We start from the raw sequence: 26,555 nt of genomic DNA on the forward strand, positions 1-26,555 counted from the left end.
GCCGGGCGGCCGCCGCGCGCACGATCCGGGCGGGCGGCGGCCGGGCACCCGGGCGGGGCGTGCCGCCGGGGCGGCGTGCCAGGGCCGGCCATCGGCTTCCGGCCCCGGCACGCGCCCGGGGGACCGAGCGGGGACGACATCCCGTCCGGGCTGTGACCAGCATGCCGTCGCGCGGCCGCGGCGCGCAGGGGCCGAACGGTCCCCGCGCGGGGACACCCGGGCCTTGCCGTCGCCCCGGGCCCGGCGCACCGTGGAAGGAGCGAGGGCTCGACGGCCGGAGGTGAGCACGATGACGGTCCCCGAACCGCAGGCTCCGCGCTCCCCCGAGCCCGGAGCCGCCGTGGCGGCTGGGGCCGCCGTGCCGCCCCCGACGGAGACCATGGCCTGGGTCGTCGACCACACAGCGCCCGCCGCCGAACGGCCGCTGCGCCGGGAGCGCAGGCCGCTGCCGGAACCGGGCCCGTACGATCTGCTGATCAAGGTGCGGGCGTGCGGGGTGTGCCGGACGGATCTGCATCTGGCGGAGGGCGATCTGCCGCCGCGCGCGCCCCGCCGTACGCCCGGCCACGAGATCGTCGGCCGGGTGCTGGCCGCCGGGCCGGCCGCGGAGGGCTTCGCCCCCGGCGACCGCGTCGGCGCCGCCTGGCTCGCGGGCACGTGCGGGACGTGCCGGTACTGCACCGGCGGCCGGGAGAACCTCTGCCCGGACTCCCGCTACACCGGCTGGGACGTCCACGGCGGGTACGCCGAGCACGTCGTCACGGACTCCCGTTTCACCTACCGGCTGCCGGAGGGCCCGCCGGACGAGGAGCTCGCGCCGCTGCTCTGCGCGGGCATCATCGGCTATCGCGCCCTGCGGCGGGCCGAGCTGCCGCCCGGCGGCGCGCTCGGCATCTACGGTTTCGGCGCGTCCGCCCATCTGACCGCACAGCTGGCGATCGCCCAGGGCGCGTCCGTGCACGTCCTCACCCGTGCCGAGCCGGCCCGCCGGCTGGCGCTCGAGCTGGGCGCGGCGTCGGCGGGCGGCACGTACGACGATCCGCCCGTGCCGCTCGACGCGGCGATCCTCTTCGCTCCCGTCGGGGATCTCGTGCCGGTGGCGCTGGCGGCCCTCGACCGGGGCGGGACGCTGGCCGTGGCCGGAATCCATCTCACCGACATCCCGGTGCTCGGCTATCAGCGGCACCTCTTCCAGGAGCGGACCCTGCGCAGCGTCACCGCCAACACGCGGGCGGACGGGCGCGCGTACCTGTCCGAGGTCGCCCGGCACCGGCCGGTGGTGCATGTGCAGCCGTATCCGATGAGCCGTGCCGACGAGGCGCTCGCGGACCTGGCGGGGGACCGCGTCACGGGCGTGGCGGTGCTGGTCGCGGAGGAGTGAGCCGAGCCGGCCCGGCGGCGCGTCCTGGCCGGATCGGGGCCGTTCGGCCCATGGCGGTCCGACAAATGTTGGATCATGATCCAAACAGGACGGCATGCCGACGAAACGATGAGGAGCCGGAGCGGTGGAGCAGCAGTCAGCGCGAGCGGGGGCGTTCTCCGCGGAGCGGCCGATCCGGGTGTTCCTCCTGGACGATCACGAGGTCGTACGCCGGGGTGTGCACGATCTGCTCGACGGCGAGGACGACATCTCGGTCGTCGGCGAGGCCGGCAGCATCGCCCAGGCGCTGGCGCGCGGGCCCGCGCTCCGTCCCGACGTGGCGGTGCTGGACGTCCGGCTGCCCGACGGCGACGGCATCACGGTCTGCCGCGAGCTGCGGTCCCGGATGCCGGGGCTGACCTGTCTGATGCTCACCTCGTTCGACGACGACGACGCGCTGCTGGACGCCATCATGGCGGGGGCGTCCGGCTACGTCCTGAAGCAGATCAAGGGCTCCGACCTGGTGGCCGCCATCCGCACGGTCGCCTCCGGCCAGTCGATGCTGGACCCGGCGACGACCACGCGCCTGATGAACAGCCTGCGCGGCGAGGACGAGCAGCCCGAGCCGGAGGACGAGCGCCTGGCCGGGCTGTCACCGCGCGAGCGGGAGATCCTCGGCCTCATCGGCGACGGCATGACGAACCGTCAGATCGCGGAGCGGCTCTACCTGTCCGAGAAGACGGTCAAGAACCACATCTCGCGGATGCTCGCCAAGCTCGGTGTGGAGCGCCGCATCCAGGCGGCCGTGCTCGCGTCGAACGTCGCCCGGCCGTCCTGACCCTCTCCCCCGTCATACCTCGCCCGTCGCGCCTCGCGTCACACCCTCGCGGGAGCGGTCCGGCAGCGGGATGCTCCACGTCAGGGTCGTCCCGCCGCCCTCCGGCGCTGTCAGCCGGAGCCGGCCGCCGTGGCGGGCGGCCCGCTCGGCGAGGTTGCGCAGGCCGCTGCGGCGGCCGCCCTCGCCCTCCGGCATCCCGGCACCGTTGTCGGTGACCGTCAGCGTCAGCCGGCGGCCGTCGTTGACGACGGCGACGTCGGCCGACCGGGCGTGGGCGTGCCGGGCCACATTGGCCAGGGCCTCCCCCAGGACGGCGGCGACGTCCTCGGTGACCTCGCGCGGCACCTGGGTGTCCAGCAGCCCCTCCATCCGCAGGCTCGGGGCGAAGCCGAGGAGCGTGCCGCCCTCGCCGACGGTCTGGACGACCCGGGTGCGGAGCCCGTGCTGGGGAGCGGTCTCCCGGGAGCGCAGACCGAAGATCGTGGATCTGATGATCTTGATGGTCTCGTCGAGGTCGTCGACCGCCCGCTGGACGCGCTCGGCGGCCTCTGGGTGGTCGATGAAGCGGTCGGCGCTCTGGAGCGTCATACCGGTGGCGAAGAGCCGCTGGATGGCCAGGTCGTGGAGGTCGCGGGCGATGCGGTCGCGGTCCTCCAGCACGGCGATCTGCGCGGCGTCCGCGCGGCGTTCGGCGAGCTCCATGGCCACGGCGGCCTGCCCGGCGAAGGCGAGAAGGGGTTCCGTCTCCTCCTGGGTGAACGGCGCGCGGCCCTTGGCCCGGGCGAGCAGCAGCACACCGCGCACCGCGTCACCGGAGGTGAGCGGCACGGCCACGGCGGGACCCGCGGCGCGGCAGGGCCCGGCGGCGTTCGCCGGGTCGGCGGCGAGGCCCGCGCTGAGGACCGGCCGGCCGGAGGCGTACGCGCTCCCGGCGAGGGTGCCGTCGGCCGGCAGCACCGTGCCGCGCAGGTCGTCGGCCTCCTCCCCCAGGACGGCCTCGACGGTCAGCGCGGGCTCCCCCTCCGGCAGGGGCAGGGAGACGGTGACCAGGTCGGCGGAGGTGATCTCCTTCGCCCGCTCGGCGATCAGGCCGATGACGTCGGCCGGCCGGACGCCGGACATCAGACGGTTCGTCACCTCGGCGCCCGCGCGCAGCCAGCGCTCGCGGCGGGTGGACTCCTCGTACAGCCGGGCGTTGTCGATGGCGACGCCCGCGGCGACGGCGAGCGTGGCGAGCACCTCCTCGTCCTCGTCCTCGAAGTCCGCGCCGCCCCGCTTCTCGGCCAGGTAGAGATTGCCGAAGACCTGCTCACGCACCCGGATGGGCACGCCCATGAAGCTGTCCATCGGCGGGTGTTCCGCCGGGAAGCCGTACGAGGCGGGGTGCGCGGAGATCCGGGGCAGCCGCAGCGGCTCGGGATGGCGGATGAGCTCGCCCAGGATGCCGTGGCCCGAGGGATACGGCCCGATGGCCTTGATGTGCTCCTCCGGCAGCCCGACAGTGAGGAACTGCGACAGCGTCCGCCCGTCCGGCCCGATGACGCCCAGCGCGCCGTACCGGGCGTCCACGAGCGCCACCGCCGCCTCGACGATCCGGCGCAGCACATGCTCCAGTTCCAGCTCCCGGCCGACCGACATCACGGCTTCCAGGAGACTGTGCACCCGGTCCCGGGTGCCGCGCGCGGCGTCGATCCGGGCCTGGAGCTCCTCCAGCAGCTCGTCCAGTCTGAGCTGGGGTAAGCGCACCACCATGCCGTGCCTCCTCGTAGGCGCGTCCGAACCTTCACGGACGGACGACCCGCCCACCCGAGGACCACCGTATCCGCTGGCGGGGGCACCGGAGGAGCCGGGTCCGGGCCATGAAGTGGCCCGGACCGGGCATCGGCCGAGGCGTCGGATCAGGTGCCGCTCTTGCGCCCGTAGACGTAGACGTCGTCGCCGTTCTTCAGCATCGACCAGTACGTTTTCGCGTCCCCGCGCCGCATGTTGACGCAGCCGTGGGAGCCGGGTGCCGACCAGACGCTGCCGTCGATGGAGTGGAACGCCTGCCCGCCGTCGAAGAACTGGCTGTACGGCATCCGCACCTTGTAGATCGTCGACCAGTGGTCGACGCTGCGCCAGTAGATCCGCTTGAGCCCGGTCCGCGTCTCGTACCCGTCCCGGCCGGACCGTATCGGCACCGGCCCGAACGCCAGCCGCGAGCCGTCCTGTATCCAGCTCAGCTGACGGGTGAGGTCGACGCAGGCGATCCGCCCCTTGTCGACCGGGCACTTGCGATCGGCGTTGGGGTTGCTCCCGGCGGCGCGCTGTTTGGCGACGAGGTCCATGACGCCCCAGGTGACGGGCCCGGCGTAGCCGACGGCGGGGCTGATGCCGTGGTCGAGCTGGAAGTCCCGGATCGCCCGGCAGTCGGCGGCCGACTGCCGCCCGTCGACGGGCCGCCCCAGGAACCGCTCGGCCTGCTTCTGGTACGGCCCGGCCCCGGCGGTGCAGGAGGCCGTGGCCGCCTGCGCGCTGCCCGCCCCCACCACGCCGGACAGCGGCACGGCCAGCACGGCCGCCGCGCCGAGGAGAACACCGAGTCGTCCGCGTACACGGACGTTCGCTCTCTTCACTGCTGCGCTTGTCATGCCCGTAGGACACACGGGGAGGCCACTTGGTTGCGCTTCGAATCGGTCGGCATGGTGCCGCCTGTTGGGGTGCCAGAATCCGCCCTCCTGGCGACCGCTCCTCGACCAGCTCCTCCCGTTAGCTGGACATGTCAGCTACTCCGGCGAAGGGAAGATCTCATGAGGAACATCCCCCTCAAGGCGGCCATGGCCGGCGCGATGGTCCTGGTGGCTCTGGGCAGCTCCGGCTCGACCGCCAACGCCGTTCAGGCCGGCGGCGGCACGGCCGACACCGTCTCCGCGAAGCCCGTCCACCTCGCCGGCTCATTGATAACGAACGACAAGAGCGGCAAGTGCCTGGAGGTGGAGGGCTCCAGCTCCAAGAACGGCGCCCGCGTCCAGCAGTGGGACTGCAAGGGGCAGGCCGGTGCCAACTGGGGCTCCAGAGCGGTGGGAGGCGACTACATCCAGATCGTCAACCTCAACAGCGGCAAGTGCCTGGAGATCGCGGACTCCCGTAGGGAGAACGGCGCTCCGGCCCAGCAGTGGGCCTGCGTCGACGGTGTCGCGACCCAGCAGTGGATCGCCTACTCCAATGGCGTGATCGTGAACAGGAACAGCGGCAAGGTCCTGGAGATCGACAATGGCAGCACCCGCAACGGCGCCCGGGCCCAGCAATGGGAATTCGCCAACGTGAAGCAGCAGATCTGGACCTACTGACCGGCGCGGCACGGGGCGGACAACCGAGGGGGCGGCATCAGTTGCTGATGCCGCCCCCTCGCTCGTCGCGCCGCACAACGGCCTCGTACGGGCGTGAAGACCCCCGTACTCCACAACCCCGTACTCGGCCGCATGACTCCAGTGAAGTCGGTCAGCCGGTCGGTGTCGGGTCGGCCTTCGGGCGGATCCGGGTGGCCAGCCGGGTCAGCAGTGCCGCGGCCGACGGATTGCGCACCACGAAGTGGACGTCCCACCGCGCGCCACGCGCCAGATCGGCCTCCACGGCCGCCCAGAGCGCGCCGATGCTGGTCCGGTACGGCAGCCCGCCCCGGCCCGCGCCGAGCAGGGTGAAGCACACCGAGCGCAGCGGCGGGCCGAACTCGTGCTCTTCCTCAGCCAGGATCGCGAGTGCCCGGGTCGCGGCCCGGGTGACGTCGGCGGGCTGGACGTCGTAGTCGTTCGTGCCGCCCCGGGGCACGGCGACGGCGGCGTGGTAGACGCGGCGTATGCCCTGGCCGGTGAGGGCGCCGGCGCCGGTGGCGGCCACCGTGCCGGCCGGCACGGGACGGCCCAGGGCGCCCTGCCGCGCGACCCAGGCCCGGAGCTCGTCCCGGATCCGGTCCTCCAGGATGTCGCCGGTCACTCCGCGGACGGCCCCGGCCCGGCGCAGGGACGCCGAGACCGACGACTTGTAGGGCTCGGGCAGCGCGAAGAAGACGTTGGTGGGGGCCACCACGACGTCGACGTCCCGCAGCAGGTCGACCGGGTGGACGTGCACGGTCACGGGGACGGTCCGGCCGCGGACGGCGACGGGGACGACGCGATGCGTGGTGCCGAGGTCCCACCGGTCCCCGGCGGCCTCCTCCCCGAGGCCGTCTATGGCCTCGGCGACCTGACCGAGCAGCATCAGCTCCTGATCCTTGCGGAACCGCTCGATGCTCACGCCGTAGATCTCGGCCGCGCGTCTTCGCCGGTCGGCGCCCGGCCAGTCGCGGGTGCCCTGCGCCAGGCCCAGGGTGTACTCGGCGGCCGCCCGCAACGTCCCCTCGTCGAGCCGGCACACGGCATGCCGGATCAGTTCCTCGACGGAACCGTTGGACGTCCGTGCGGCCGCCGTCCGCTGCAGCACCGGTACCCGCAATGTGCGCAGCTTTACGAGCCCGGCTCTTCTGATTTCTTTCAATTCCCCCAGCATCGACGCGTAGTCTTCGTCGTTTATCGGCACGTCCGGCACCATGGCACCGTGCGCCGCGGGCGGACAAGTGACTACGTGGCCAGCATGAGAACCCGGGTCAGTGCCATGGGCTGACGACGGCCGCGCGCAGCGGCGCCAGGATCCGGTTCACCGCGGCGACACCGGCGGGGGATCCCAGGTCCTGGAATTCCTCCACGGGAAGCACGGTCAACGGCTCCTTTCCGCACCGGTCCTGGAAGAGCACGGCGGCCAGGCGGGGCCGGCGTCTCCGGGACTGCCAGACCAGGCCGGCGGCGTCGGGGTCCTGCGCGCGCAGCTCGCTCGCCCACCGCCGGGTCTTCGCGTACCCGTCGCCCTCCGTCTCGAGCAGCCAGGAGTCCTGGCAGACGGCCGCGAGGTCCTCCTCGCTGATCAGGGAGATGAGCTTGTGGTCGCACCGTGTCCGCACCGCGCTCAGCGTCCTGTGGGCGATCGCGGCGTACGGGACGAGACGCATGCCCGACTCGGTGTCGAAGTCGAGCGAGCGCAGCAGCGTCTCGGCCAGCGCGGTGGCCGGATCGCTCGCCAGATAGAGATAGGGATAAGGGTCGTACGACGTGCCGTCGAAGCGGTTGCCGCCGAAATGGGCGTCGGCGGACACGGGATTGAACTGCGTCGCCGGACGGGCCCTGTTGTGCACGCGCCACCATTCCGTGCCCGCCGGGAGCAGATACGCGCGGGGGCGCATCGTGTACAGGGCGGGCGATACGTTGCCTGTCATCAGTCCCCCTCCACCAAGGCCCGGGCCACCCCCGTGAGCTCTTCGTCCGGAACCGCCCCGAGGAACGAGACGGGTGGTCCGCCCAGCCAGGTGTTGCCGCTGAGCCACCAGTCCGCGGCGCCCCAGGGATCGACGTGCGCCATGAGCAGCCGGTTGACCTCCCGGACGACGGGGACCGGGGGCCCGCCGGAGCCGAGGGCGAACTGGAAGGCCGGGTAGCGCGCGCCGCGCAGCGGGTCGTCCAGCCGGATGAGCTCGCGGGGAGGCCGCCCGCCCGCGCACCGCGACCGTGCCTCGTCGGCGGAGAACGAGGGCGCCGTCAGCACGCGGCGCCGCACCTCGGTGACGACGGCGGCGGTGTCCGCCCCGGGTTCCGGAATGTTCATTCGCTTCACGATGGATCCCTCCTCGTCCCGCTCGGCGGCCCGCGCCGTCGGCCTGGTCATCAGCGCGCCCGTGGCGGGCACCGGGCCGTCCGGCGCCCGAGGAGCGGGGACGAGCAGGGCGTTGAGCGCCGGCCAGACCGGATGGTCGCCGGGAAGTGCCCTCAGGACGTGCCGGATGTCATGAACGGCTCGCAGTGCGACGGCGGGATCGTCCGCCGCGTCCACGAGGTGCCGGACGAGGGCCATCAGCGACCGGTACCGGTCGTCGTCCAGTCGGCCCCGGAGGCCGCCCGCGTCGTCCCTCAACACGGCGAGCAGTTCTTCGGCGTGGTCCATCCGGTCTCCCCTCCAAAAACCAGCGATCTGCGCCGCACGCATCGTGAAGCACGAATGAAACGGCTGAATAGTTTCTTCCGCTTCGACCGCCGGCGGAGTCCCCTGCCGACGCTGTCCGAATACCACTGTCCGCGCCCTTTGAATCGGTCCGCGGCGCGAGGGAAGTTGCTACGTTCCGAGTCGCCGCCTTCGCTTCCGGCGCGACGGAACGACCACGTTCCGGACGAAGGTGTGGCGTGAATTCCACTGGAGGATTCGGGGGAACCAATTCCGGTGAAAACCGCTTCCAAGGTCGTCAGGGCAGTCGCCCAGATCCTCGACGCGGACGGCGGCGTGGCGGGTACGGGATTCGCGGTCGCCGCGGACACCGTCATCACCTGCGCGCATGTCGTCCGCGCGGCCGGTCACGGCCCGGGTGCCACGGTGTGGGTGGCCTTCCCGCACGCGAACGCCGCCGGACACGTCCAGGCCCATGTCCTGCCCGGCCCCTGGCGGCCGCCCGGTGCGCAGGACATCGCCGTCCTGCGCCTGAAGAGCGCTCCGCCGGGTATGGACGCACTGTCCCTGGGATCGGCCGAGGGCTGCCGGGGGCACCGGGTGCGCACCTTCGGGTTTCCGGCCCAGGCACCGCCCGGGGGCCATTTCGGGTACGCGGAAGCCGGCGATCTGCTGGCGGGCGGCAACGGAGCCGACAGCACACTGCTGCAACTGACCGACGCGAACGACATCACCACGGGCTTCAGCGGCGGGCCGGTGATCGACGAGATGACCGGACTGGTCATCGGCATGGTCACCTCCATCGCCGCACCCGACCGGCACCTCAAAGGGCTGTCCGTGGCCTACGCCACCCCCACGCAGGTCCTGCGGGAGGCCTGGCGGGAACTCGTCGAGCAAGAGGTGTCCCCGTACCGGGGGCTGGAACCGTTCACCGCCGAGCACTCCGAGTGGTTCCACGGCCGGGACGCCGCGGTGCACGGTGTGCTGGAGGCGCTGGGCACGCAACGACGGCTCCTGCTGCTCCTGGGGCCGTCCGGCGCGGGGAAGTCCTCCCTCGTCCAGGCGGGGGTGCTGCCCGCCCTCGCCGCGGGCGGCCTGCCGGGGAGCGACCGCTGGCTGCCGCTGGTGGTGCGGCCCGGGCAGGACCTCGTGGCCGAGCTGGAACACGCGGGCCTGACCGTGGCCGCCACCGACGGGATCATGCCGTCGGTGCGACGCCGGCTGGCCGCCGAGCCGGGTCACGACCGCGTGCTTCTCGTCATCGACCAGTTCGAGGAGATCCTCGCCCGGCCGGCCCCCGGGGAGAGCCGGATACCGGAGAAGTGCGCGGCCGCCGCGCAGGCGCTCATGGCGCCCGGCACCGAGCTCGCCGTCATCCTGGTCATGCGGGACGACTTCTACCCCCAACTGGCGGCCCTGGCGCCCGAACTGCTGGCGGCCGCGACCCCCGGGCTGCTCAACGTGCCAGCCGCGCTCAGCACCCCGGAGCTCCGGGCGATCATCACCCGGCCCGCCCGGGCGGCGGGAGCGCGTTTCGAGGACGGGCTGCCGGAACGCATCATCTCCGACGTCCTCGCCGCCAGCCCCACCCGGCAGGCGTCCACCACGCTGCTGCCGCCCCTGGAGCTGGCGTTGAGCCAGTTGTGGGAGCGGCGCTCCGACGGCCGGCTCACCCACCAGGCCTACCAGCAGCTCGGCGCGATCACCGGCACCCTCACGGCCTGGTGCAACACCGCCCTCCATCAACTGCCGTCCGGTCACCGCCCCGTCGCCAGGCGCGTCCTCACCGCCCTGGTCCGCCCCGCCGACGAGAGCCACGGCACCCCGGCGACCCGCCAGCAGGTGCCCCTCACGCGGCTGCGCGCGCTGGCCACCGAGGCCGCGCGGCCCGAGCACGGCCGTGCCTTCGACGACGTCCTCGCGGCCCTGACCCGCCACCGCATCGTCACCACCCGCACCGCCACCGAGCGCGGCGGCGCGCCGGGCGAGCCCACGGCCGAACTCATCCACGACTCGCTCATCCGCGACTGGGGCGATCTCCGTGACTGGGTGGCCCAGGACCACCGCTTCCAGGTCTGGCTGCACCGCACGGCCGGGCAGCAGGCACGCCACATCATCAGCGGCCTGCCCGGGGACCTGCTGCACGGAACCGACCTCGCCGAGGGCAGGGACTGGGCCCGCCGGCGCCCCCTCCCCGAGGAGATCGCCGAGTTCCTGACGGCCAGCCAGGAGCGTCAGCAGGCCGGGGTCCGTCGTGGCCGGCTCGTCAACACCGTCCTGGCCGGCCTGCTCGCCCTCGCCCTGATCGCCACGGGAGTGGCCTTCTGGGAGATGCAGACGGCCGTCGACGCCCGGCACAAGATCCTCGCCGAGCAGCACAAGACCCAGTCCCGGCAGCTCGCCGCCCAGTCCGGTGCCCTGATCGACACCCAGCCCGACCTCGCCTCGCTGCTGGCCGTCCAGGCCTACCGGACCAGCCCGACCGACGAGGCCAAAGCGAGCCTCTACCGGGCCGTCGCGCTGCCCCTCCGGCACCGCCTCACCACCCACACGGCCCGGGTGAACGCGGTGGCCTTCAGCCCCGACGGCAGGATCCTCGCCACCGGCGGCGCCGACAGGACCGTACGGCTGTGGGACACGGCCACCGGCGAGGCCCGAGGGACCCTCGAGGGGCACACGGACATCGTGTCGTCGGTGGCTTTCGGTCCCGACGGCAGGACCCTCGCCACCGGCGGTGCCGACGGGTCCGCGCGCTTGTGGGACATGCCGAGCCGCAGGCTCCGGGGGGTCATCTCCGGCACCGGCAGCGCCGTGGAATCCGTGGCGTTCAGCCCCGACGGCACCGCGCTCGCCACGGGCACCAGGGACGGCGCGGCTCGATTGTGGAACACGGCGGACAGCAGTATCCGGAGCGGCCTCATCGGCCACACCGACGCCGTACGGTCGGTGGCGTTCAGCCCCGACGGAAAAAATCTCGCCACCGGCGGCACCGACAGGACCGTACTGCTCTGGAACACGGCCAGTGGGGAGATCCAACGGCGCATCGAGTCGATCGACGCGGTGAGGTCGGTGGCCTTCAGCCCCGACGGCAGGACCCTCGCCACCGGCGAGGGTGATGGAAGCACCCGGCTGTGGGACACGGGCAGCGGCCAGTCCCGGGGGACCGTCGCCACCCGCGCCGATCACGTGGGGTCGGTGGCGTTCAGCCCGGACGGCAGAACCCTGGCCGTCGGCGGCAGCGACGCGAGCGTACGGCTCTGGGACATTGCCGCGCGCGGGTTCACCGCCGCGTTCGCCGGCCATCACGGCATGGTGATGTCCGTGGCCTTCAGCCCCGACGGCAGGAGTCTCGCCACCGGCGGCACGGACAGGACCGTACGGCTCTGGAACACCACCGGCCGGGAATCCCGCAGCACCCTCACGGGCGCCACGGGGACGGTGAACACGGTGGCCTTCAGCCCCGATGGCAGGAGTCTCGCCATGGGCGGTGAGGACAGGACCGTACAGCTGTGGGACGTGACCGGCAGCACACCACGCCGTTCCCTCACCGTGCGCACGGATCCCGTGAGTTCATTGGCATTCAGTCCCGACAGCAGAATCCTCGCCACTGCCGGGGGCGGCAGAACCGTACGGCTCTGGGATTCGGTCGACGGCGAAACCCGCGGCACCTTCACCGATCCCGACAGTGACGTGGAATCGGTGGCGTTCAGCCCCGACGGCAGAACCATGGCCACCGGAAGCGCCGACGGCATCGTGCGCCTGTGGGACGTGGCCAACGTGGAAATGAAGGAGAAACTCTCCGGCCATGCCGACAGAGTTCAATCGGTGGCCTTCAGCCCCGACGGCAGGATCCTGGCCACCGGCGGCCGGGACAGGACGGTATGGCTGTGGGACGTGGCCGACGGTAGATCCCGGAACATCCTCACCGGCCACACCGACCAGGTGAACGCGGTCGCTTTCAGCCCCGACGGGAAGACGCTCGCCACAGGCGGCGCCGACAAGACAGTACGGCTCTGGGACGTGGCCAACGGAATCCCCCGTGACACCCTGCCCGAGCATGAGGGTTCCGTCCAGTCGGTCGCGTACAGCCCGGACGGCAAGACGCTGGCCACCAGCGGCGACGACAAGACCGTACGTTTGAGGAACACCACCGACGGTGAGATCCGCAGGACCCTTACGGGCCACACCGGCCATGTGAGGTCGGTGGCCTTCAGCCCCGACAGCGACACTCTCGCCACCGGAAGCGACGACAAGACAGTACGGCTGTGGACCGTGGGGGTTCCCGACGCGGCGGAAGCCGCCAGGACGCTCTGCCGGGCCCTCCACCGGGACTTCACCTACCCTGAGCGTTCCGCGTACCTGCGCGACCTGCCGTCCGGCCCCGCGTGCCCGGATTCCTAGCGGCACCCCGCCCCGCCCTCCTGGAACCCGAGGTTTCGGAAGGGCCGGGTGGGGATACCCGACCGCGATGACCGAGTACGGCTATTTCCTGTCCTGTGAGGAGCACTCCCCCAGGGATCTGGTCGAGCAGGCCCGGATGGCGGAGCAGGCGGGGTTCAGCTCGCTGTGGATCTCCGACCACTTCCACCCGTGGACCGGCGAGCAGGGGCACAGCCCCCTGGTGTGGTCGGTCATCGGCGCGGTGTCCGAGGCCACGTCGCTGCCGGTGGAGACCGCCGTGACCTGCCCGACGATGCGGCTGAACCCCGTGGTGACGGCGCAGGCGGCGGCCACGAGCTCGGTGATGCTGCAGGGGCGTTTCCGGCTCGGGGTGGGCAGCGGGGAGGCGCTCAACGAACACATCCTGGGCGGGCCGTGGCCGCCGGCGGCGGTGCGGCTGGAGATGCTGGAGGAAGCCGTCCAGGTGATGCGGCTGCTGTTCGAGGGCGGCCAGGTCAACCACCGCGGCAAGCACTACACCGTCGAGAACGCCCGCCTGTACACGCTGCCCGAGGCGCCGGTGCCCATCGACGTGTCGGCGTTCGGGCCGGCGGCCACGGAGGTGGCCGGGCGCATCGGCGACGGGCTGGTGACGATGACGCCGGACCAGGACGCGGTGGCCCGCTTCCGGCGCGCGGGCGGTGGCCAGAAGCCGGTGCAGGGCGGGCTGAAGGTGTGCTGGGGCCCGGACCGGGAGGCGGCGCTGGACACCGCGCACCGGCTGTGGGCCGTGGAGCAGCTACCGGGCGAGCTCAATCAGGTGCTGCCCACGCCGGCCCACTTCGAGCAGGCCACCGAGCTGGTGACACGCGAGCGCGTGGCCGGATCCATCACGTGCGGCGACGACGTCGACGCCCATGTGGAGGCGTTGCGCGCGTACGCCGACGCCGGGTTCGACCGGGTGCACGTCTCGCAGATCGGCCCCCTTCAGCGGGGCTTCTTCGACTTCTACCGGACGAACGTGCTGCCCCGGCTGACGGGATAGGGCGGGGCCGCCAAGGCTGCCCCGCCCGTCGGGCCGCCGCCTACGCCTTGCGGAGGCGGCCGATGATGCCGTCGATGTCGCCGCGGAAGAACTCCGTGCGGAAGAAGTGGCCGCCGCCGTCCTCGTGCGCCTCGTAGGGGATGCCGGCCCGGTCGAGGAGGCCGCGGAACTCCCGCTGGCCGGCCAGGACCTCGGGCTCGTTGAGCCAGTCGAAGGCGGTCTTGGGGGCCGTACCGGCGACCATGAAGATCCGCTTGTTCCGGTAGCTCTCGACGCGCTCGACCGGGTTGTCGGCGCTCACCCTCCGCTGGTCCCACGGCACGCCGTAGACGGTGGCGCCGCCGAGGTCCAGGGCGGACGTCGTGTTCGCCCAGTGGACGACCAGGCCGCCGTCACGGCGGAGGCTGGCCGGGCCGGAGTAGGAGCTCACCGAGGCGAAGTGGCCGTAGTACTTGGCCGTGTACTTCAGCGCGCCGAAGCCGCCCATCGAGAATCCGCCGATGGCACGGCCGTCGTACTCGGCGAACGTCCGGAAGTTCGCGTCGATCCACGGGATCAGCTGGTTGATGTGGAAGTTCTCCCAGTTGCGGGGACCGACGTTGGAGCGGACGGGGTTGGAGTACCAGCCCGTCTTCCCGCCGTCGGGCATCACGACGATGATCGGCTTGCCGGCGGTCAGTTCGCGGATGCCCGCGCGGTCGAACTCGATGAAGTCGCCCCCGCCGCCGTGGAGCATGTAGAGGACGGGGTAGGTGCGTCCGCTGGTGTGGTAGTCGTCGGGGAGCAGGACGTTGACGGCGGGCTTCCAGCCGATCTCCGCGGTCTCGAAGCGGTAGTACCACATGCGGGGGTCGTTCTCGCCGCGTTCCGCGACGCGCAGCCCGAAGCCGTCGCCGACGGCGTGGGCCGCCGACGCGGTCGCGAGGACGCCTCCGGCGCCGAGCGCCACCGCGGCGGACAGGCCGCTCGCGGCCTTCAGCAGGCTCCTGCGGGAAGGGCTGTACTCACTCACCATGACCTCCTGGTCATCGAACGAAGAACTCATCGGAAGAACTCATGTCCCGTGGTGGATCGACGGCCCGCAAGGTAGTGGCGGCGTGCCGGGGCGCGGCATCCGGAACGATCCGGGGTGACAGCGCCCGGCGGTCACCGGTAGGAAGGTGTGGGGCGCGGGCACACGGGAAGCGCGGGGCGGTCCTTGGTGCGCACGGCGGGCAGCCAGGCGGTGGGCCGCGCGGAGCCGCGTGGGAGCCGGACGCGGAACCAGTCGGCGGACCACGTGCCCGTCTCGTCGACGATGGGCACACCGTGGGACAACTGACAGTCGACGGCGAGGACGTCGTCGTGCCACACCCGTGCCGGAACGACGTTGTCGATGGTGTAGGGCCGCAAGGGGTCGATCGCCAGGCCGAGGCTGCACTCGGCGTTCCGGTCCTGGCGGTCCTGGCAGGACCGTTCGACGTTGAACACCCGGATCCGGCCGTTCGGCGCGGACCCGGGGCCGGGGGGCGGGGCGGATCCGGGATCGTGGAGGACGGACGCCCAGCCGGCCACCACGGCGCACACCGCGACGGCCACGACAGCGGCACACGTACGGAGTCGATGGCGTCCCGCCTTCCCGCCGCTGCCCGCCCCTTCCGGCCGGGCGTCCTGCCGGGCGTTGATGCGGGCCAGCAGGCTCTCGGCGGTGTGGGCGGCGCGTGCGGAGTGCGTGGGTGCCAGGCAGTCGGCGGCCAGAGCGCGCCAGAACGGGGGCACCGCGTTGTCCATGCGCAGCGGTGCCCGTCCCTCGGCGTACTCCTGCGTCGAGGCGGCGCGCGAGACGGGGGTGGCGCCGGGGAACGGCGAGGCTCCGGAGGCGAACACCTGGTGGATGATGATGCCCAGGGCCCAGATGTCGGCGCTGGGCCGGACCGTTACCCCGTGCTCGCCGAGCGGGGCCTTCCAGCGCTCGGGCGGAAGGTAGTCGAAGGTGCCCATGGGGGGCGCGTAGCCGTGGGTGCCCCGGTCTCCGGTGAGTTCCGTCGCGAGCCCGAAGTCCGAGAGCCTGACCGAACCGTCCGCCATGAGCAGGACGTTGTCCGGTTTGAGGTCGCCGTGCACCCAGCCGGTGGCGTGGAGGTGCGCCAGGCCCTCGCAGATCTCGGCGACGATCCGGCCGACCTCGGCCTCGGTCGGCCCGCCATCCGTCGCCCCGTCTTCGAGCGCGTCCCGCAGGCTGCGCTCGGCCCGTTCCATGACGAGCACGATCGCGCCGTCCAGGAAAGGGTCGCCCGGCTCGCTGAGCACGAAGGAGCCCAGCAGGGGTATGAGCCGGGGGTGGCGGGCCCGTCGGGCGAGTTCCACCTCGCGCCGGGCCGTCTCCGCGACCTTGCGGGCCTGGCGCGGTGCGAGGCCCTCGGTGGGCAGGATCTTGAGGGCGACGTCGTCGGCGGTGTCGTCGTCCTGCTCGGCCCGGCGTCCCGCGTAGACCGTGGCCCAGCCGCCGGTCCCGATCGGCGCGGTGACCTCCCAGTCGCCGACGCGCCGGCCGGGCGGGAGCGGCCGGTGGCTCATGGCGCGGTCTCCCACGCCGCCGCGCCCGTTCCGGCCCGGGGTGGCAGCAGCGCGAGGTGTTCCTCCCGTACGAGCCCGAAGCGCAGCGCGAGCCCGACGATCGCCTCCCGTTTGCCGTTGCGGCGGGCTCCCCGGCCGGTTTCGGCCCCGGCCGGCGTGGCGATCCGCATCTTCTCCTCGGCGAGGTAGTCGATGTGCGAGCTGACGGCCCGGGCCGTCAGCCGGGCGCAGGCGGCGTGTCCCCGCAGCCGTTCGACGATCTGTGGGGTGGTGGGCACCGCCACGGGCGACTCGTCGCGCAGTCTCGGTTCGCAGAGGGCGACCAGCACCAGGAAGTAGGTGGCGGTCTCGTCCAGGGAGTACGCGGTGACCGTGCGGTTCTCCCAGGGGCCGCCCGCGCCGTCGGGGTCCAGGTAGACGTGGTCGGGCGCGTACACGTGGAAGGCGACCGTGCTGCCGCCTCGGGTGGGCAGTACGACCCTGGAGAACTCGAAGGGGATGGGTGCCCCGGCCCGGCGCGGCGGCACCCTCAGGTACTCGCCCGCCCCTTCGGGGTTCTCCACCAGATAGCACTGGGTCGCGCTGTGATTGCTGAGCTGCCAGTGGTCGTCGGTCACCCGGATCTCCCCCGCCAGCCGGGAGATCGCCTCGTCGACGAGGCGGAGCTCGACGGGGGTCGTCGCGGAGCCCCGGCCGAAGCGGGCCACCTCCCCCGGGCCGAGCCGTAACGTGACCGCGTCGCCGTACGGCTCCCCGTCGGCGTCGCCGCTCCCGTCCGGCGGACGGTTAGCGCTTCCCGGCGGACGGTTACCGCTTCCCTGTGGCAGATGGACGACTATCCCGCTCACTCCGCCCCCTCCTTACACCCCGTTAACAGCTGTCACACAGGGGTGAACACTACCGAGCCCGCGTTCGGTCGCGAGGTCAGGGCTGTCGCCCCAGTAGCGCCAGCAGCCGCTGCCAGGAGTCGGCGTCCGGGGGCGGTTCGACCGCCGGTGCGAACAGGCCCGAGCCGGAGAGCGCGCCGGCGTAGGGCTCCACCTCGTGGCGGGTGAAGTCGACCAGGGCCTTGGAGGGGTGTTCGTCCGCGCCGATGGCCCGGGAGAGGTCCCACGCGTGGACGACCAGGTCGGCGATCATCTGGGCACAGTACGCGTGGGTGGCGGTGCGTCCGTAGGACAGCTCCACCGTCCCGGTGAGGGCGCCCCGGGCGGCGAACGCCTCGCGGGCGGCCCCGGCCGCCCGTTCCCAGGCGGCGACGGGGTCGTCGCCCAGCTGGTCGCCGTCGAAGGCGTCGCCCACGTCCGCGATGCCCTTGCCGTCCAGCAGGGGCGGTACCCACAGCTGTTCGACGGTGAGGTGGTTGACCAGGTCGCGCACGGTCCACTCGGTGCAGGGGGTGGGCGCCGTCCACTGGTCGGGGCGGACGGCGCGCACCCGGTCGGTGAAGAGGTCGAGTGCCTCCGCGTGGCGGGCGCGCACGGTCCTGCGCCGCGATTCGGAGGGGGTCGGGTCAGCGCTCATGCCACCCATGGTCCGCCCGCATGCGGGTCGCGGCGAACGCGGCGGCGACGAACGCCGCGCCGGCCGCCAGGGCGCCCCGGTGCTCGGAGAGCCACAGCTGCGGGCCGTGCGTCCGGGCGCCCATGCCGAAGTCGCCGTGGGCGCCGTGGTCGTGGCCGCCGTCCCCGTCGACCGGGTGCCACAGGTTCACGTCGGGCAGCGGGGGCGTCGGTTCCGGGCGCTGCTGGGCGTCGTAGGCGGTCCGGGCGAGGTAGCGGTCGAGCAGGCCGGGGGCGACGGCGTTGGCGAGGAGGGTGGCCACCGTGCTCGCGCCCACCCAGTACTCGCGGCGGCGCGGGTGGGCGGCCGCGAACAGGATGGCGCGGGCGGCGAGCTCGGGCTCGTAGACGGGCGCCACGGGCCGGGGGCGGCGGGGCATCCGGTTGAGCACCCAGCCGAACTGCGGGGTGTTCACGGCGGGGAGCTGGACCATGGTGGTGCGGACCTTGCTGCCCTGGTGGAGGAGTTCGCAGCGCAGGGACTCGTTCCAGCCCTGGATGGCGTGTTTGGCGCCGCAGTAGGCGGACTGGAGCGGGATGCCCCGGTAGGCCAGCGCCGAGCCGACCTGGACGATGGTGCCGTGGTCGCGCGGGAGCATCCGGGTCAGCGCGGCGTGGGTGCCGTACACATAGCCCAGATAGGTGACTTCGGTGACGCGCCGGAACTCGTCGGGCTCGATCTCGACGAAGGGCGCGAAGACGCCGGTGAAGGCGTTGTTGACCCAGACGTCGACCGGGCCGAAGACCTCCTCGATCCGGTCGGCGGCCTCGGTGACGGCCCGGTGGTCGGCCATGTCCACGGACAGCGGCAGCGCGGCGCCGCCGGCCCGCAGGACCTCCTCGGCGGCGGCGTCCAGCCCCTTGCGGCCGCGGGCGAGCAGCGCCACGCTCGCGCCGCTCGCGGCGAAGGCCCGGGCGGTGGCCCGGCCCACGCCGCCGCTCGCCCCGGTCACCACGACGACGCTCGGCTGGTTTCTCTTCATCACCGGAGCCGGGTACCCGGGCCGGTGCCCCGTAAACAGACCGCTGACCCATAAACAGAAGGCCCGGTAAGAGGGTTATCACTCACTTTCACCCGTTCCGGTGATTGTGACCCGTGTCGTCACCGCTCACCCTGGAATCCGGGCCGCCGGGGGACGGGGAGCGCCATGCAGCGGACAGCGAACGTTCCGGTGGCGGTCACCACGCAGCACAACGACAACCGGCGCACCGGCCTCAACGCGTGCGAGACGACGCTCCATCCGGGCAACGTCACCCCGGCCTCCTTCGGCCGGCTCTTCAGCCGCGCGGTCGACGGCCATGTCTACGCCCAGCCACTGGTCCTCCCCGGCGTGGAGCTGCCGGGCCGGGGCCCGCGCGACGTGGTCTACGTGGCGACGATGCACAACAGCGTCTACGCCTTCGACGCCGTCGACCCCGCCGCCTCGGCCCCGCTGTGGCGCACCTCGCTCGGCCCGTCCTGCCCGCTGCCCGACCCGGAGATCGGCCCGCCGCACTACCGCGACATCGCGGTCGAGGTCGGCGTGGTGAGCACCCCCGTCATCGACGCCGCGCGCAAGGTGCTCTACGTGCTGGCGTTCACCAAGGAGGCGAACGGCCACCACCACACGCTGCACGCCCTCGACACCCGCACCGGGCAGCCCGTCCTGGGCGGGCCCGTGCGCGTCGAGGCGAGCGTGCCGGGGACGGGCGACGGCAGCGTGGGCGGGCGGCTCGCCTTCACCAGTGCGCGGCAGATCCAGCGCTCGGCGCTCACCCTGGCGAACGGCACGGTGTACGCCGCCTTCGCCGCCTACGGCGACCGGAGTCCGTACCACGGCTGGGTGTTCGGCTTCGACGCCCTCACGCTGCGCCGCACGGGGGTGTACGTCACCACGCCCGGCACCGGGCTGGGCGGCATCTGGCAGGCCGGGCAGGGGCTCGCCGTGGACGAGGCGGGGTGCCTGTACTTCATGACCGGCAACGGCGGCTTCCGCCCAGACGGCTCGGAGCTGGGCGACAGCGTCGTCAAGCTCCGCCCGGACCTGACGCCCGCCGACTGGTTCTCGCCGTTCAACAACGCCGAGCTGGACGCGGCCGACGCCGACCTGGGATCGGCCGGGCCACTGCTGATCCCCGGCACCCGGCTGCTGCTGGGCGGGGGCAAGGAGGGCAAGTTCTACCTGCTGGACAGGGAGGCCCTGGGGCACTTCCACGCCGGTTCCGACAGCCAGATCCCGCAGAGCTTCTACGTGGTCGCGCCCGACGCGAACAGCCATCACATCCACGGCGGGCCGGTCTACTGGGACCTCCCCGGCGGCCCCTGGTTCTACGTCTGGCCGGAGAACGCCTTCCTGCGCGCCTACCGCTTCTCCGGCGGGCGCCTCGACGTGTCCCCCGTGTCGACGAGCACCACCACCGACCCCACGGGCGTGCCGGGCGGCTCCCCCGGCATGCCCGGCGGGATGCTGTCCGTCTCGGCCGCCGGCCGGGACCCGGACTCGGGCCTGGTGTGGGCGTCCCACCCCTGGCGGGAGAACGCCAACCAGGCCGTGGTGGACGGCGTCCTGCGGGCCTACCGGGCCCGCGACCTCACCGACGAGGTGTGGCACAGCAGGATGAACGCCGCCCGGGACGACGTCGGCAAGTTCGCCAAGTTCGTCCCGCCGACCGTGGCCAACGGCCGCGTCTACCTGCCGTCGTTCTCCGGCGCGCTGCACGTGTACGGCCTGATCGGCTGACCGGCGACGGCCCGGGGGGCCGGGCGGCCGGGCAGTCGTGCCGTGCCCGGCCGCGGCCGGGCCTCCGCGCGCAGGGCCGCGGCGAGCAGGACGAACCACACGCCGACGAGCAGCAGATGCGCCCGCTGGGGCGCCCCGTGCCAGCCCGGCCGCCCGAACAGCGGCCCCACCGTGGCCAGCGCCGTCGTCATGGCGGTGCCCAGCACCCACGGGCCCCAGCGGCGGACGGCGGGGCGGGACGGGGCGCCGAGCGCCGCCGAGGTCACCAGCAGGGCCATCGAGGCGAACAGCGCCAGGTGCACCAGCGCGCTGGTGGTGGTGTGCCAGGGGTTGACCGCCTCACAGGGACTCTCCACCGAGGGGGCGCAGCGCATCGGGACGGCGACGTCGGCCACGGAGGCCACGCCGAAGGCCACGAGCGACCACCAGCCGGCGTCCTCCCAGCGGCCCGGCGACCGGCCCCGCGCCAGCAGCGCCCCCGCGACGACCAGGGCTGCGGCCAGGAGTTCGATGCCGCCGAAGAGCCCGTGGAAGCGCTGGTCGGCGGCGTAGAGCTCGCTGACGTAGGAGTGCCGGGGGTCCAGGCCGGTGGGCAGGAGGAACTCCAGCACCCAGTCGTTGTAGACCACGGCCGCCGTGGCCAGCAGCAGCGGGGCCCACACCGCTCGCGCGGTGCGCGGGTCACGCGTCGGGCGGGGCATCAGCGCGGGCGGACCGGGGGCGGGCCGTACGCCGGGGGCGCCGGCGGCTGCCCGGGCGGCGTGGTGACGTAGGGCGTGGTGGGCGGCGGCGCGGTGGTGGGCGGCGACTTCGGCGGGGGCGGGGGTGCCGGCGGGGTCTGCTGCCCGCCGCCCTGCGACGTGTTCGGCTTGGGGCTCATCGTCATCCCGCCCTTGGGGGCCGAGGTGGAGCGGTCGTCCTCGCCGTCGGTGCCCACGGGCCGTTCGAACCACTCACCGGTGTCGGGGTCGTAGACGACGAAGTACTCGAGGACGGAGTCGGCGGGGGTGACCGCCACGACGTCGGAGGCCTTGTAGAGGGGCCAGGAGTCGCCCTTGGCCGTCGGGGTGCCCTTGGCGGCGACCGGCGGGCTCAGCGGGTTGCCGCAGGCGCAGCGCACCCGGGGCATGCCCCGGTCGTCGACGAGCACGGCCGTGCCGGCCTGGAGGACGGACTGGTAGCTGGTGACGGAACCGTCCTTGAAGCCGTGGTTGGTGACCCGGGTGTCGGCGCGCAGTTGCAAGGGCGTCAGGCCGCGCAGATAGGCGGCGAGGCCGTTCTGCTCGATACCGGCGGCGCCCGCGAAGGCGCGGCCCCTGGCCTGGTCCTGGGTCAGGTAGCCGATCTGGCGCTCCACGTCGCAGCTGGCGTTGTGCCGCGAGCCGCCGTACAGGCCCCGGGTGTCGCCCTTGACGTTCCGGGTGCCGCCGTTGCCGCTCGTACCGGCCGGGACGACGGGGTGGGCCGACGCCGACGCGCCGTAGTCCTTGGCCGTCGACTGGGTGAACGGATCCCTGCCGTTGGCCGACGCGGACTGGAGGTACACCTCACCGGCGCCGCCGGAGCCCTGGCGGAGGAAGAAGACCACGAGCGCGGCGGCGACGACCAGGGCGGCGAGCGAGACGAGCGCCGTCTTCGACCGCCACCAGCGTGCGCCTCCCGGGCCCTCGTCGGGGGTGCCCCGCCCGCCGGCCGGCGGCGCGGGCGGGCCGCCGGGACCGCCCGGTCCGGTGGGGCCGCCGGGGGTCTCGGGGCGGGGGGCCGACCAGTCGGGCCGGGTCTGCTCCGGCTCGCCCGCCGGGCGGTCCGGCGGCTGGGAGCCCCGGCCCGACAGGGGGCCGGACGGCGGGCCGGAGGGGCGGTTGGCTGACGGTGGCTCGGACGACACGTCCCTGACTCCTCGGTGGAGGTTTTTGTTCCTTTTCACCACACCTGGGCACATTGTGTGTACCAGACCCAGGGGCCCCGCAAGCGGGCGTACGGGTTGCTCCCGGACAGCGTTAGCCCGCCCGCGCGCCCGGACGGGTGGCGTGCCACGCGCTGGCTTACGTTGGCGGCATGAGCGAGCTGCGTGCCTGGGGGGACGCCCTCGCGGCCGTGGCCGCCGGGCTGGCCGCCATGGCCGCGGTCGCCGCGCTCGGCCTGTGGACCGCCGGGGCCGGGGCGCTGGGGGCCGACGCGCTGGCCCCCGTGATCGCGGCCACCGTCGTCAGCGCCGTCGGCGGGACCGTCGAGCTGTCGGGCGGCGCCGGCTTCATCGGCCGTACGGGCGCGGGGCTGGCCGTCGTACCGCTGTCGGTGACCCTCGCCGGGGCGCTGGCGCTCGCGCTGGTCTTCCTGCTGCCGATGCGCCATCACGCGGTGGCGAGCGGAGCCGCGTTCCTCGGCCGGGCCGCCCGGACGGCCGTGGTGTGGGTGGTGGCGCTGCTGCTCGTCGCGCGGGCGGCCCGGCACACGTTCCGCATCCGTCTGGACGAGGACATCCTCGACGAGCTCGGCGCGGCGCTGGGCGTGACGCCCACGGTCGGCTTCCGCGCCGCGGCCGGGCCGACGGTCGGCTACGGGCTGCTGTGGCTGCTGGTCCTGCTGGTCGTGGCGACGGCCGCGTCCCGGAGGACGCCGCTGCCCTCGCGGCTGCTGCGTTTCCAGGACTCCGTCCGCCCGGCGGCGTTCGCGGTGCTGGTGCTGCTGCTGGGCTATGTGGTGCTCGGGCTGTTCGCGGGCCTGGTGGTGGCCGCCACGCGCGGGCACGCGGACCGGACGTTCGCGGTCCTGCTGCTGGGGCTGCCCAATCTCGCCTGGATGGGGCTCGGGATCGGGCTGGGCGGCGCGTGGGAGGGGCGGGTCCCGGACGGGATCGGGCTGCCGATGCCGCAGGCGCTCGCGGCGGTCCTGCGGGAGGGCGGCGAGGGGACCGCGACGGTGGACCTGTCCTCGCTCTCCGCCCAGGACGGACGGGCCTGGCTGCTGGCCCTGCTGGCCGCGCTCGCCCTCCTGGCCGCGGGCTTCCTCACGGCCGTGCGCTCCCCCGCCGGGACGAGCCCCTGGCGGCTGGCGATCCGCCTCGCGGTGGCACTGGCGCTGGCCTTGCTGGTGATCGGCCTGCTCACCCGCATCTCGGCCCGCTACGGCCTGTCCCTGCTGGGCGTCGGCGACCTGGGCGACTTCGGCGGCGAGGTGACCCTCGACCCACGGCTGTTGCCGCTGGTGGGTTGGGGGTTGCTGTGGGGGCTGGTGGCGGGGTTCCTGGGCGGGGTGCTCGTAAACCACCTGCGCCGCAGGGAGTCGGGGCGGGTGGGGTGACGCCCCGCCCGCCCCCCCCACGCACGTGGGGCCGTGGTCGGCGGTCGTCCGCCGGCCACGGCCCCGGGCCGACCGGGGCCTCCCCTCCCCGGGTCGGCCCGTCGTGTGACGCGTCAGACCTGACGCGTCACACGACGCACCGCTTGTTCAGTCGGCGCCGAAGGCGCCGGCGTCAGCGCTTGAGGTTGGCGTTCGCCGAAGGCGTGTTCGCCTCGGTGACGTTCACGCCCGCCCACGCCGCGTCCACGGCCTTGTACTCCGCGCCGTCCTGACCGTAGATGTCCGCCGCCGCCTGCAGGGTGGCCTTGCGGGCGTCGTGGAAGTCGCTGGTGGAGACCAGGTAGCGGCTCAGGGCGCGGTAGAAGATCTGCTCGGCCTTGGCGCGGCCGATGCCGGTCACCGTGGAGCCGTCGTACGTCGGCGAGTCGTAGCTGAAGCCGCCGATCGTCTTCTTGCCGCTGCCCTCGGCCAGCAGGTAGAAGGCGTGGGAGGAGACGCCGGAGCCCGCGTGGACCTCGCGGTCGTAGGAGCCCTCGTCCCAGTAGTCGACCGTGCCCTCGAGCTTGTCCAGCGACGGCTTGTCGAGGCGGCGCAGGAAGGTCTGCTGGAGGCCGAGCTTCTCGCCGAGGAGGTAGTTCGGCGGGTTGGCCGAGTTGTTGGTGGCGAACTCCACGCCGGTGCCGAAGATGTCGGCGAAGGACTCGTTGAGCGAGCCGGCCTCGCCGAACTGGTTCTGGTCGTCGTCGACGCGGGTGGGCTGGAAGTTCGCGGTGGCCTCGACGACGCCATGGGTCAGCTCGTGACCGGTGACGTCCAGGGCGACCAGCGGCTGCTTGAACGTTTTTCCATCGCCGTCGCCGTAGAGCATGCAGCCGCAGTCGGGGGACCAGAAGGCGTTGCCGACGTTGCTGCCGAAGTGGACGAGGGCGTGCGGGCCGACGCCGTCGTTCTTGATGCCGTTCCGGTCGAACGTCTTCTTGTAGTAGTCGAACGTGGCGGTGATGCCGTACTGGGCGTCCACCGCGGCGCTGGCGGAGTCCGACGTCGTGCCGTTGCCCCACTTGTTGTCGGTGTCGGTGAAGGCCTTGCCGCTGCTGAAGGTGCCCAGCTGCTGCCGGCCCGCGTTGCGGGTCTCGGCGTTGCCGCGGCTGGGGTCCTTCAGGGTGAAGGAGGTCCGCGCGGTCTGGGTCGTGATCAGCGGGACGTTGCCGACGAAGATCGAGGAGCCGCTGCCGGTGGCCTGCGCCGGGAAGGCGCCCGCGGCGGGCTTGACCGGGCCGGGCAGGGGCTTGGTGTTGACGCGCGGCGTGGCCTGGACGCCCTGCTCGCGCAGCTTCGCCTTCAGGGCGGGCGAGATGAACGCGTCGGAGAGCGGCGTCTTGCTGATGACTTTGCCGGACGCGGCGTCGACGAGCACCGAGTGGGCGGCACCGGCCTCGGTCTTCGGGGTGCCGGTGACGGTCACCCGGTAGGCGAGGACGGCCTTGTCGGCGCGGGCGTCCACCACCAGCTCGGGCTTGCCGGCGGCGGTGCCGTCGGCCGACGCGGCGGCCTTGGCGGCGGCGTCGGAGGCGCTCAGCTTGGGGGTGACGCTGGGTACGGTGACCTGGCGGTTGGCCGAACGGGTCACGCCCAGGTAGGAGTTCTTCGCGTCCAGGTGGACGACGAGGTCGCCACCGATGACGGCGACGCCGTGCTGCGACCGCTCGAAGCGGACGTGCCGCTTCCCTTCGGGGTCGGTGAGGACGTCCTTGGCGGTCAGCGTGTCCGCCGAAGTGACTCCGGTGGCCGCCGCGTTCGCGACGGCGGCGTTCCGCGCGGCCTTGACGACGTCCGCCTGGACACCGCCGGCCGCGATGTTCGCGGCGGTCGCGGCCGGGGCCTGGGCCGCGGAACGGGAGGGGAGGGTGTCGGCCGCGGCCGTGCCGGCCATGGTCGCCGCGGCGGCGACCGCGACGGCGATGGTCAGCGCGCGTCTGCCGGTCGAGGCCGATATGAAGTTCGTGGGGGATGTACGCACGTTTCAGCGCCCTTTGCCATGAGGGCGGTTCGGGTGACCGGACCGCCTGCGTGCACGCGGTGCCGGTTCTGCCGCACCACGGGGACCCCTGGTCCAGGTCCCGTGGATGACCATGCACCCCCTGGCATGCCCATGAAAAGAGCGAAGAGGCTTCTTGTCCGAACAGTTGATCTATCGTTTACAAATAACCAACACACCGTTACGACAGCGCAACTTCCTGTCGACTTGCGGGGAAGGATGCGGCAACGCGCCGAAAGGTTGCCGCCGTTGGCCAACTGATCACTATGTGAGACGGGACCGCCGCTACCCCCGCCAGTCGCCGCCCGGCACCATGGTTCCCGACGCCCGCAGCCGGCGCGCCACCCGGTCCGCCGCGAGATACACCCACCCCCGTACCGGACCGCCGCCCTCCACCAGCACGTCGCACACCACACGCTCGTACAGGTTGAGGGGATCGCCCGGCACGTAGTCCTCCAGAGCGTCGAGCGCGGCCAGCACCCGGCCGTACTCCCCCGGCGCCACGGTGATCAGCTCACCGCGGATCTCGCCCTCCGCCCCCGCCACCGCGTACGGATAGCCCGGCCCCTCGTACAGCACCGCGCCCCGCAGCCGCGCGGGTTCCTCCGCGACCGTCCGGCCGCGCAGGAAGCGGTCGTGGTTGTGCCGCCCGGGCCGCAGCGTCCCGTAGACGAAGACGGGCAGCCCTCCGGAGTCCTCCGCCACCACTCCCGCGCTCCCTTCCCCGGCCGTCCCCCGGCCATCCGTCTC

21 protein-coding genes are annotated in these 26,555 nt (G+C 73.1%); 7 read left to right on the forward strand and 14 right to left on the reverse strand.

The annotated features are described in order from the left end of the window. The first annotated feature begins 379 nt into the window (after window positions 1-379). Window positions 380-1,381, forward strand: coding sequence for a zinc-dependent alcohol dehydrogenase family protein (locus EKH77_RS03125; RefSeq protein ID WP_206279992.1), 1,002 nt, complete (start codon window positions 380-382; stop codon window positions 1,379-1,381). A gap of 124 nt (window positions 1,382-1,505) precedes the next feature. Further along, window positions 1,506-2,198 (forward strand): response regulator, encoded by a 693-nt coding sequence (locus EKH77_RS03130; RefSeq protein WP_126912909.1) that lies wholly within the window; start codon window positions 1,506-1,508, stop codon window positions 2,196-2,198. A gap of 12 nt (window positions 2,199-2,210) precedes the next feature. Here the strand turns inward: EKH77_RS03130 and EKH77_RS03135 are convergent, their stop codons facing one another. Next, complete coding sequence (locus EKH77_RS03135) at window positions 2,211-3,950, reverse strand: GAF domain-containing sensor histidine kinase (protein WP_126912910.1); 1,740 nt, start codon at window positions 3,948-3,950, stop codon at window positions 2,211-2,213. A 146-nt stretch (window positions 3,951-4,096) separates the two neighbouring features. Next, window positions 4,097-4,828 carry a L,D-transpeptidase family protein gene (locus EKH77_RS03140; protein ID WP_126912911.1) on the reverse strand — a complete coding sequence of 244 codons (732 nt, stop codon included), beginning with the start codon at window positions 4,826-4,828 and terminating at the stop codon, window positions 4,097-4,099. A 159-nt stretch (window positions 4,829-4,987) separates the two neighbouring features. On the opposite strand from EKH77_RS03140, the gene EKH77_RS03145 reads away from it, so the two are divergent. Continuing rightward, on the forward strand, window positions 4,988-5,527 hold the full coding sequence (locus EKH77_RS03145) for an RICIN domain-containing protein (protein WP_164737726.1): 540 nt from the start codon (window positions 4,988-4,990) through the stop codon (window positions 5,525-5,527). 151 nt (window positions 5,528-5,678) lie between these two features. On the opposite strand, the gene EKH77_RS03150 is transcribed toward EKH77_RS03145, so the two are convergent. The 3 genes from EKH77_RS03150 to EKH77_RS03160 are packed head-to-tail and all read right to left on the reverse strand — an operon-like array spanning window position 5,679 to window position 8,204. Then, window positions 5,679-6,764, reverse strand: a complete 1,086-nt coding sequence (locus EKH77_RS03150; protein WP_126912913.1) for a hypothetical protein — start codon at window positions 6,762-6,764, stop codon at window positions 5,679-5,681. A gap of 55 nt (window positions 6,765-6,819) precedes the next feature. Further along, the gene (locus EKH77_RS03155; RefSeq protein WP_240667196.1) at window positions 6,820-7,482 is read right to left on the reverse strand and encodes an RES family NAD+ phosphorylase; all 663 of its coding nucleotides are present in this window, start codon (window positions 7,480-7,482) and stop codon (window positions 6,820-6,822) included. After that, a complete protein-coding gene (locus tag EKH77_RS03160; protein WP_126912914.1) occupies window positions 7,482-8,204 on the reverse strand; it encodes a hypothetical protein in 723 nt (240 codons plus the stop codon). Before EKH77_RS03160 ends, EKH77_RS03155 begins: the two co-directional genes overlap by 1 nt. 273 nt (window positions 8,205-8,477) lie before the next feature. Here EKH77_RS03160 and EKH77_RS03165 point away from each other — a divergent pair, with 273 nt between their 5' ends. Next, window positions 8,478-12,602, forward strand: coding sequence for a trypsin-like serine protease (locus EKH77_RS03165; protein ID WP_126912915.1), 4,125 nt, complete (start codon window positions 8,478-8,480; stop codon window positions 12,600-12,602). 67 nt (window positions 12,603-12,669) lie between these two features. Next, entirely contained in the window at window positions 12,670-13,626 is a 957-nt protein-coding gene (locus EKH77_RS03170; protein WP_126912916.1) for an LLM class F420-dependent oxidoreductase, read from the forward strand. A gap of 40 nt (window positions 13,627-13,666) precedes the next feature. On the opposite strand, the gene EKH77_RS03175 is transcribed toward EKH77_RS03170, so the two are convergent. The 5 genes from EKH77_RS03175 to EKH77_RS03195 form a co-directional block, all read right to left on the reverse strand. Then, complete coding sequence (locus EKH77_RS03175) at window positions 13,667-14,641, reverse strand: alpha/beta hydrolase (protein ID WP_126912917.1); 975 nt, start codon at window positions 14,639-14,641, stop codon at window positions 13,667-13,669. A gap of 131 nt (window positions 14,642-14,772) precedes the next feature. Next, window positions 14,773-16,182 carry a serine/threonine-protein kinase gene (locus tag EKH77_RS03180; RefSeq protein ID WP_126912918.1) on the reverse strand — a complete coding sequence of 470 codons (1,410 nt, stop codon included), beginning with the start codon at window positions 16,180-16,182 and terminating at the stop codon, window positions 14,773-14,775. Further along, window positions 16,179-17,030 carry a serine/threonine protein kinase gene (locus EKH77_RS03185; protein WP_206279801.1) on the reverse strand — a complete coding sequence of 284 codons (852 nt, stop codon included), beginning with the start codon at window positions 17,028-17,030 and terminating at the stop codon, window positions 16,179-16,181. Before EKH77_RS03185 ends, EKH77_RS03180 begins: the two co-directional genes overlap by 4 nt. Window positions 17,031-17,106: 76 nt before the next feature. After that, complete coding sequence (locus EKH77_RS03190; protein ID WP_126912919.1) at window positions 17,107-17,706, reverse strand: TIGR03086 family metal-binding protein; 600 nt, start codon at window positions 17,704-17,706, stop codon at window positions 17,107-17,109. Further along, window positions 17,696-18,727, reverse strand: coding sequence for an SDR family oxidoreductase (locus tag EKH77_RS03195; RefSeq protein ID WP_126912920.1), 1,032 nt, complete (start codon window positions 18,725-18,727; stop codon window positions 17,696-17,698). The genes EKH77_RS03190 and EKH77_RS03195 overlap by 11 nt, the downstream gene beginning before the upstream one ends. A 165-nt stretch (window positions 18,728-18,892) precedes the next feature. Between EKH77_RS03195 and EKH77_RS03200 the strand changes: the two genes are divergently transcribed. Further along, entirely contained in the window at window positions 18,893-20,464 is a 1,572-nt protein-coding gene (locus EKH77_RS03200; protein ID WP_126912921.1) for a hypothetical protein, read from the forward strand. Here the strand turns inward: EKH77_RS03200 and EKH77_RS03205 are convergent. Both EKH77_RS03205 and EKH77_RS32895 read right to left on the reverse strand, forming a co-directional pair. Then, on the reverse strand, window positions 20,413-21,165 hold the full coding sequence (locus EKH77_RS03205; protein WP_126912922.1) for a DUF998 domain-containing protein: 753 nt from the start codon (window positions 21,163-21,165) through the stop codon (window positions 20,413-20,415). The two genes, EKH77_RS03200 and EKH77_RS03205, sit on opposite strands and share 52 nt — an antisense overlap. Then, entirely contained in the window at window positions 21,165-22,352 is a 1,188-nt protein-coding gene (locus tag EKH77_RS32895) for a DUF6777 domain-containing protein (RefSeq protein ID WP_164737727.1), read from the reverse strand. Before EKH77_RS32895 ends, EKH77_RS03205 begins: the two co-directional genes overlap by 1 nt. A 170-nt stretch (window positions 22,353-22,522) precedes the next feature. Between EKH77_RS32895 and EKH77_RS03215 the strand changes: the two genes are divergently transcribed. Then, on the forward strand, window positions 22,523-23,767 hold the full coding sequence (locus tag EKH77_RS03215; protein WP_126912923.1) for a streptophobe family protein: 1,245 nt from the start codon (window positions 22,523-22,525) through the stop codon (window positions 23,765-23,767). 172 nt (window positions 23,768-23,939) lie between these two features. Here the strand turns inward: EKH77_RS03215 and EKH77_RS03220 are convergent, their stop codons facing one another. Continuing rightward, window positions 23,940-25,700 carry a M4 family metallopeptidase gene (locus EKH77_RS03220; RefSeq protein ID WP_126917850.1) on the reverse strand — a complete coding sequence of 587 codons (1,761 nt, stop codon included), beginning with the start codon at window positions 25,698-25,700 and terminating at the stop codon, window positions 23,940-23,942. Between the two features lie 390 nt (window positions 25,701-26,090). Beyond that, window positions 26,091-26,513: a gamma-glutamylcyclotransferase family protein gene (locus EKH77_RS03225; protein ID WP_126912924.1), complete on the reverse strand. Its 423-nt coding sequence runs from the start codon at window positions 26,511-26,513 to the stop codon at window positions 26,091-26,093. Window positions 26,514-26,555: the final 42 nt, after the last annotated feature.

This window comes from Streptomyces luteoverticillatus, assembly GCF_003970715.1.
In the GTDB taxonomy this organism is placed as follows: Bacteria; Actinomycetota; Actinomycetes; order Streptomycetales; family Streptomycetaceae; genus Streptomyces; species Streptomyces abikoensis.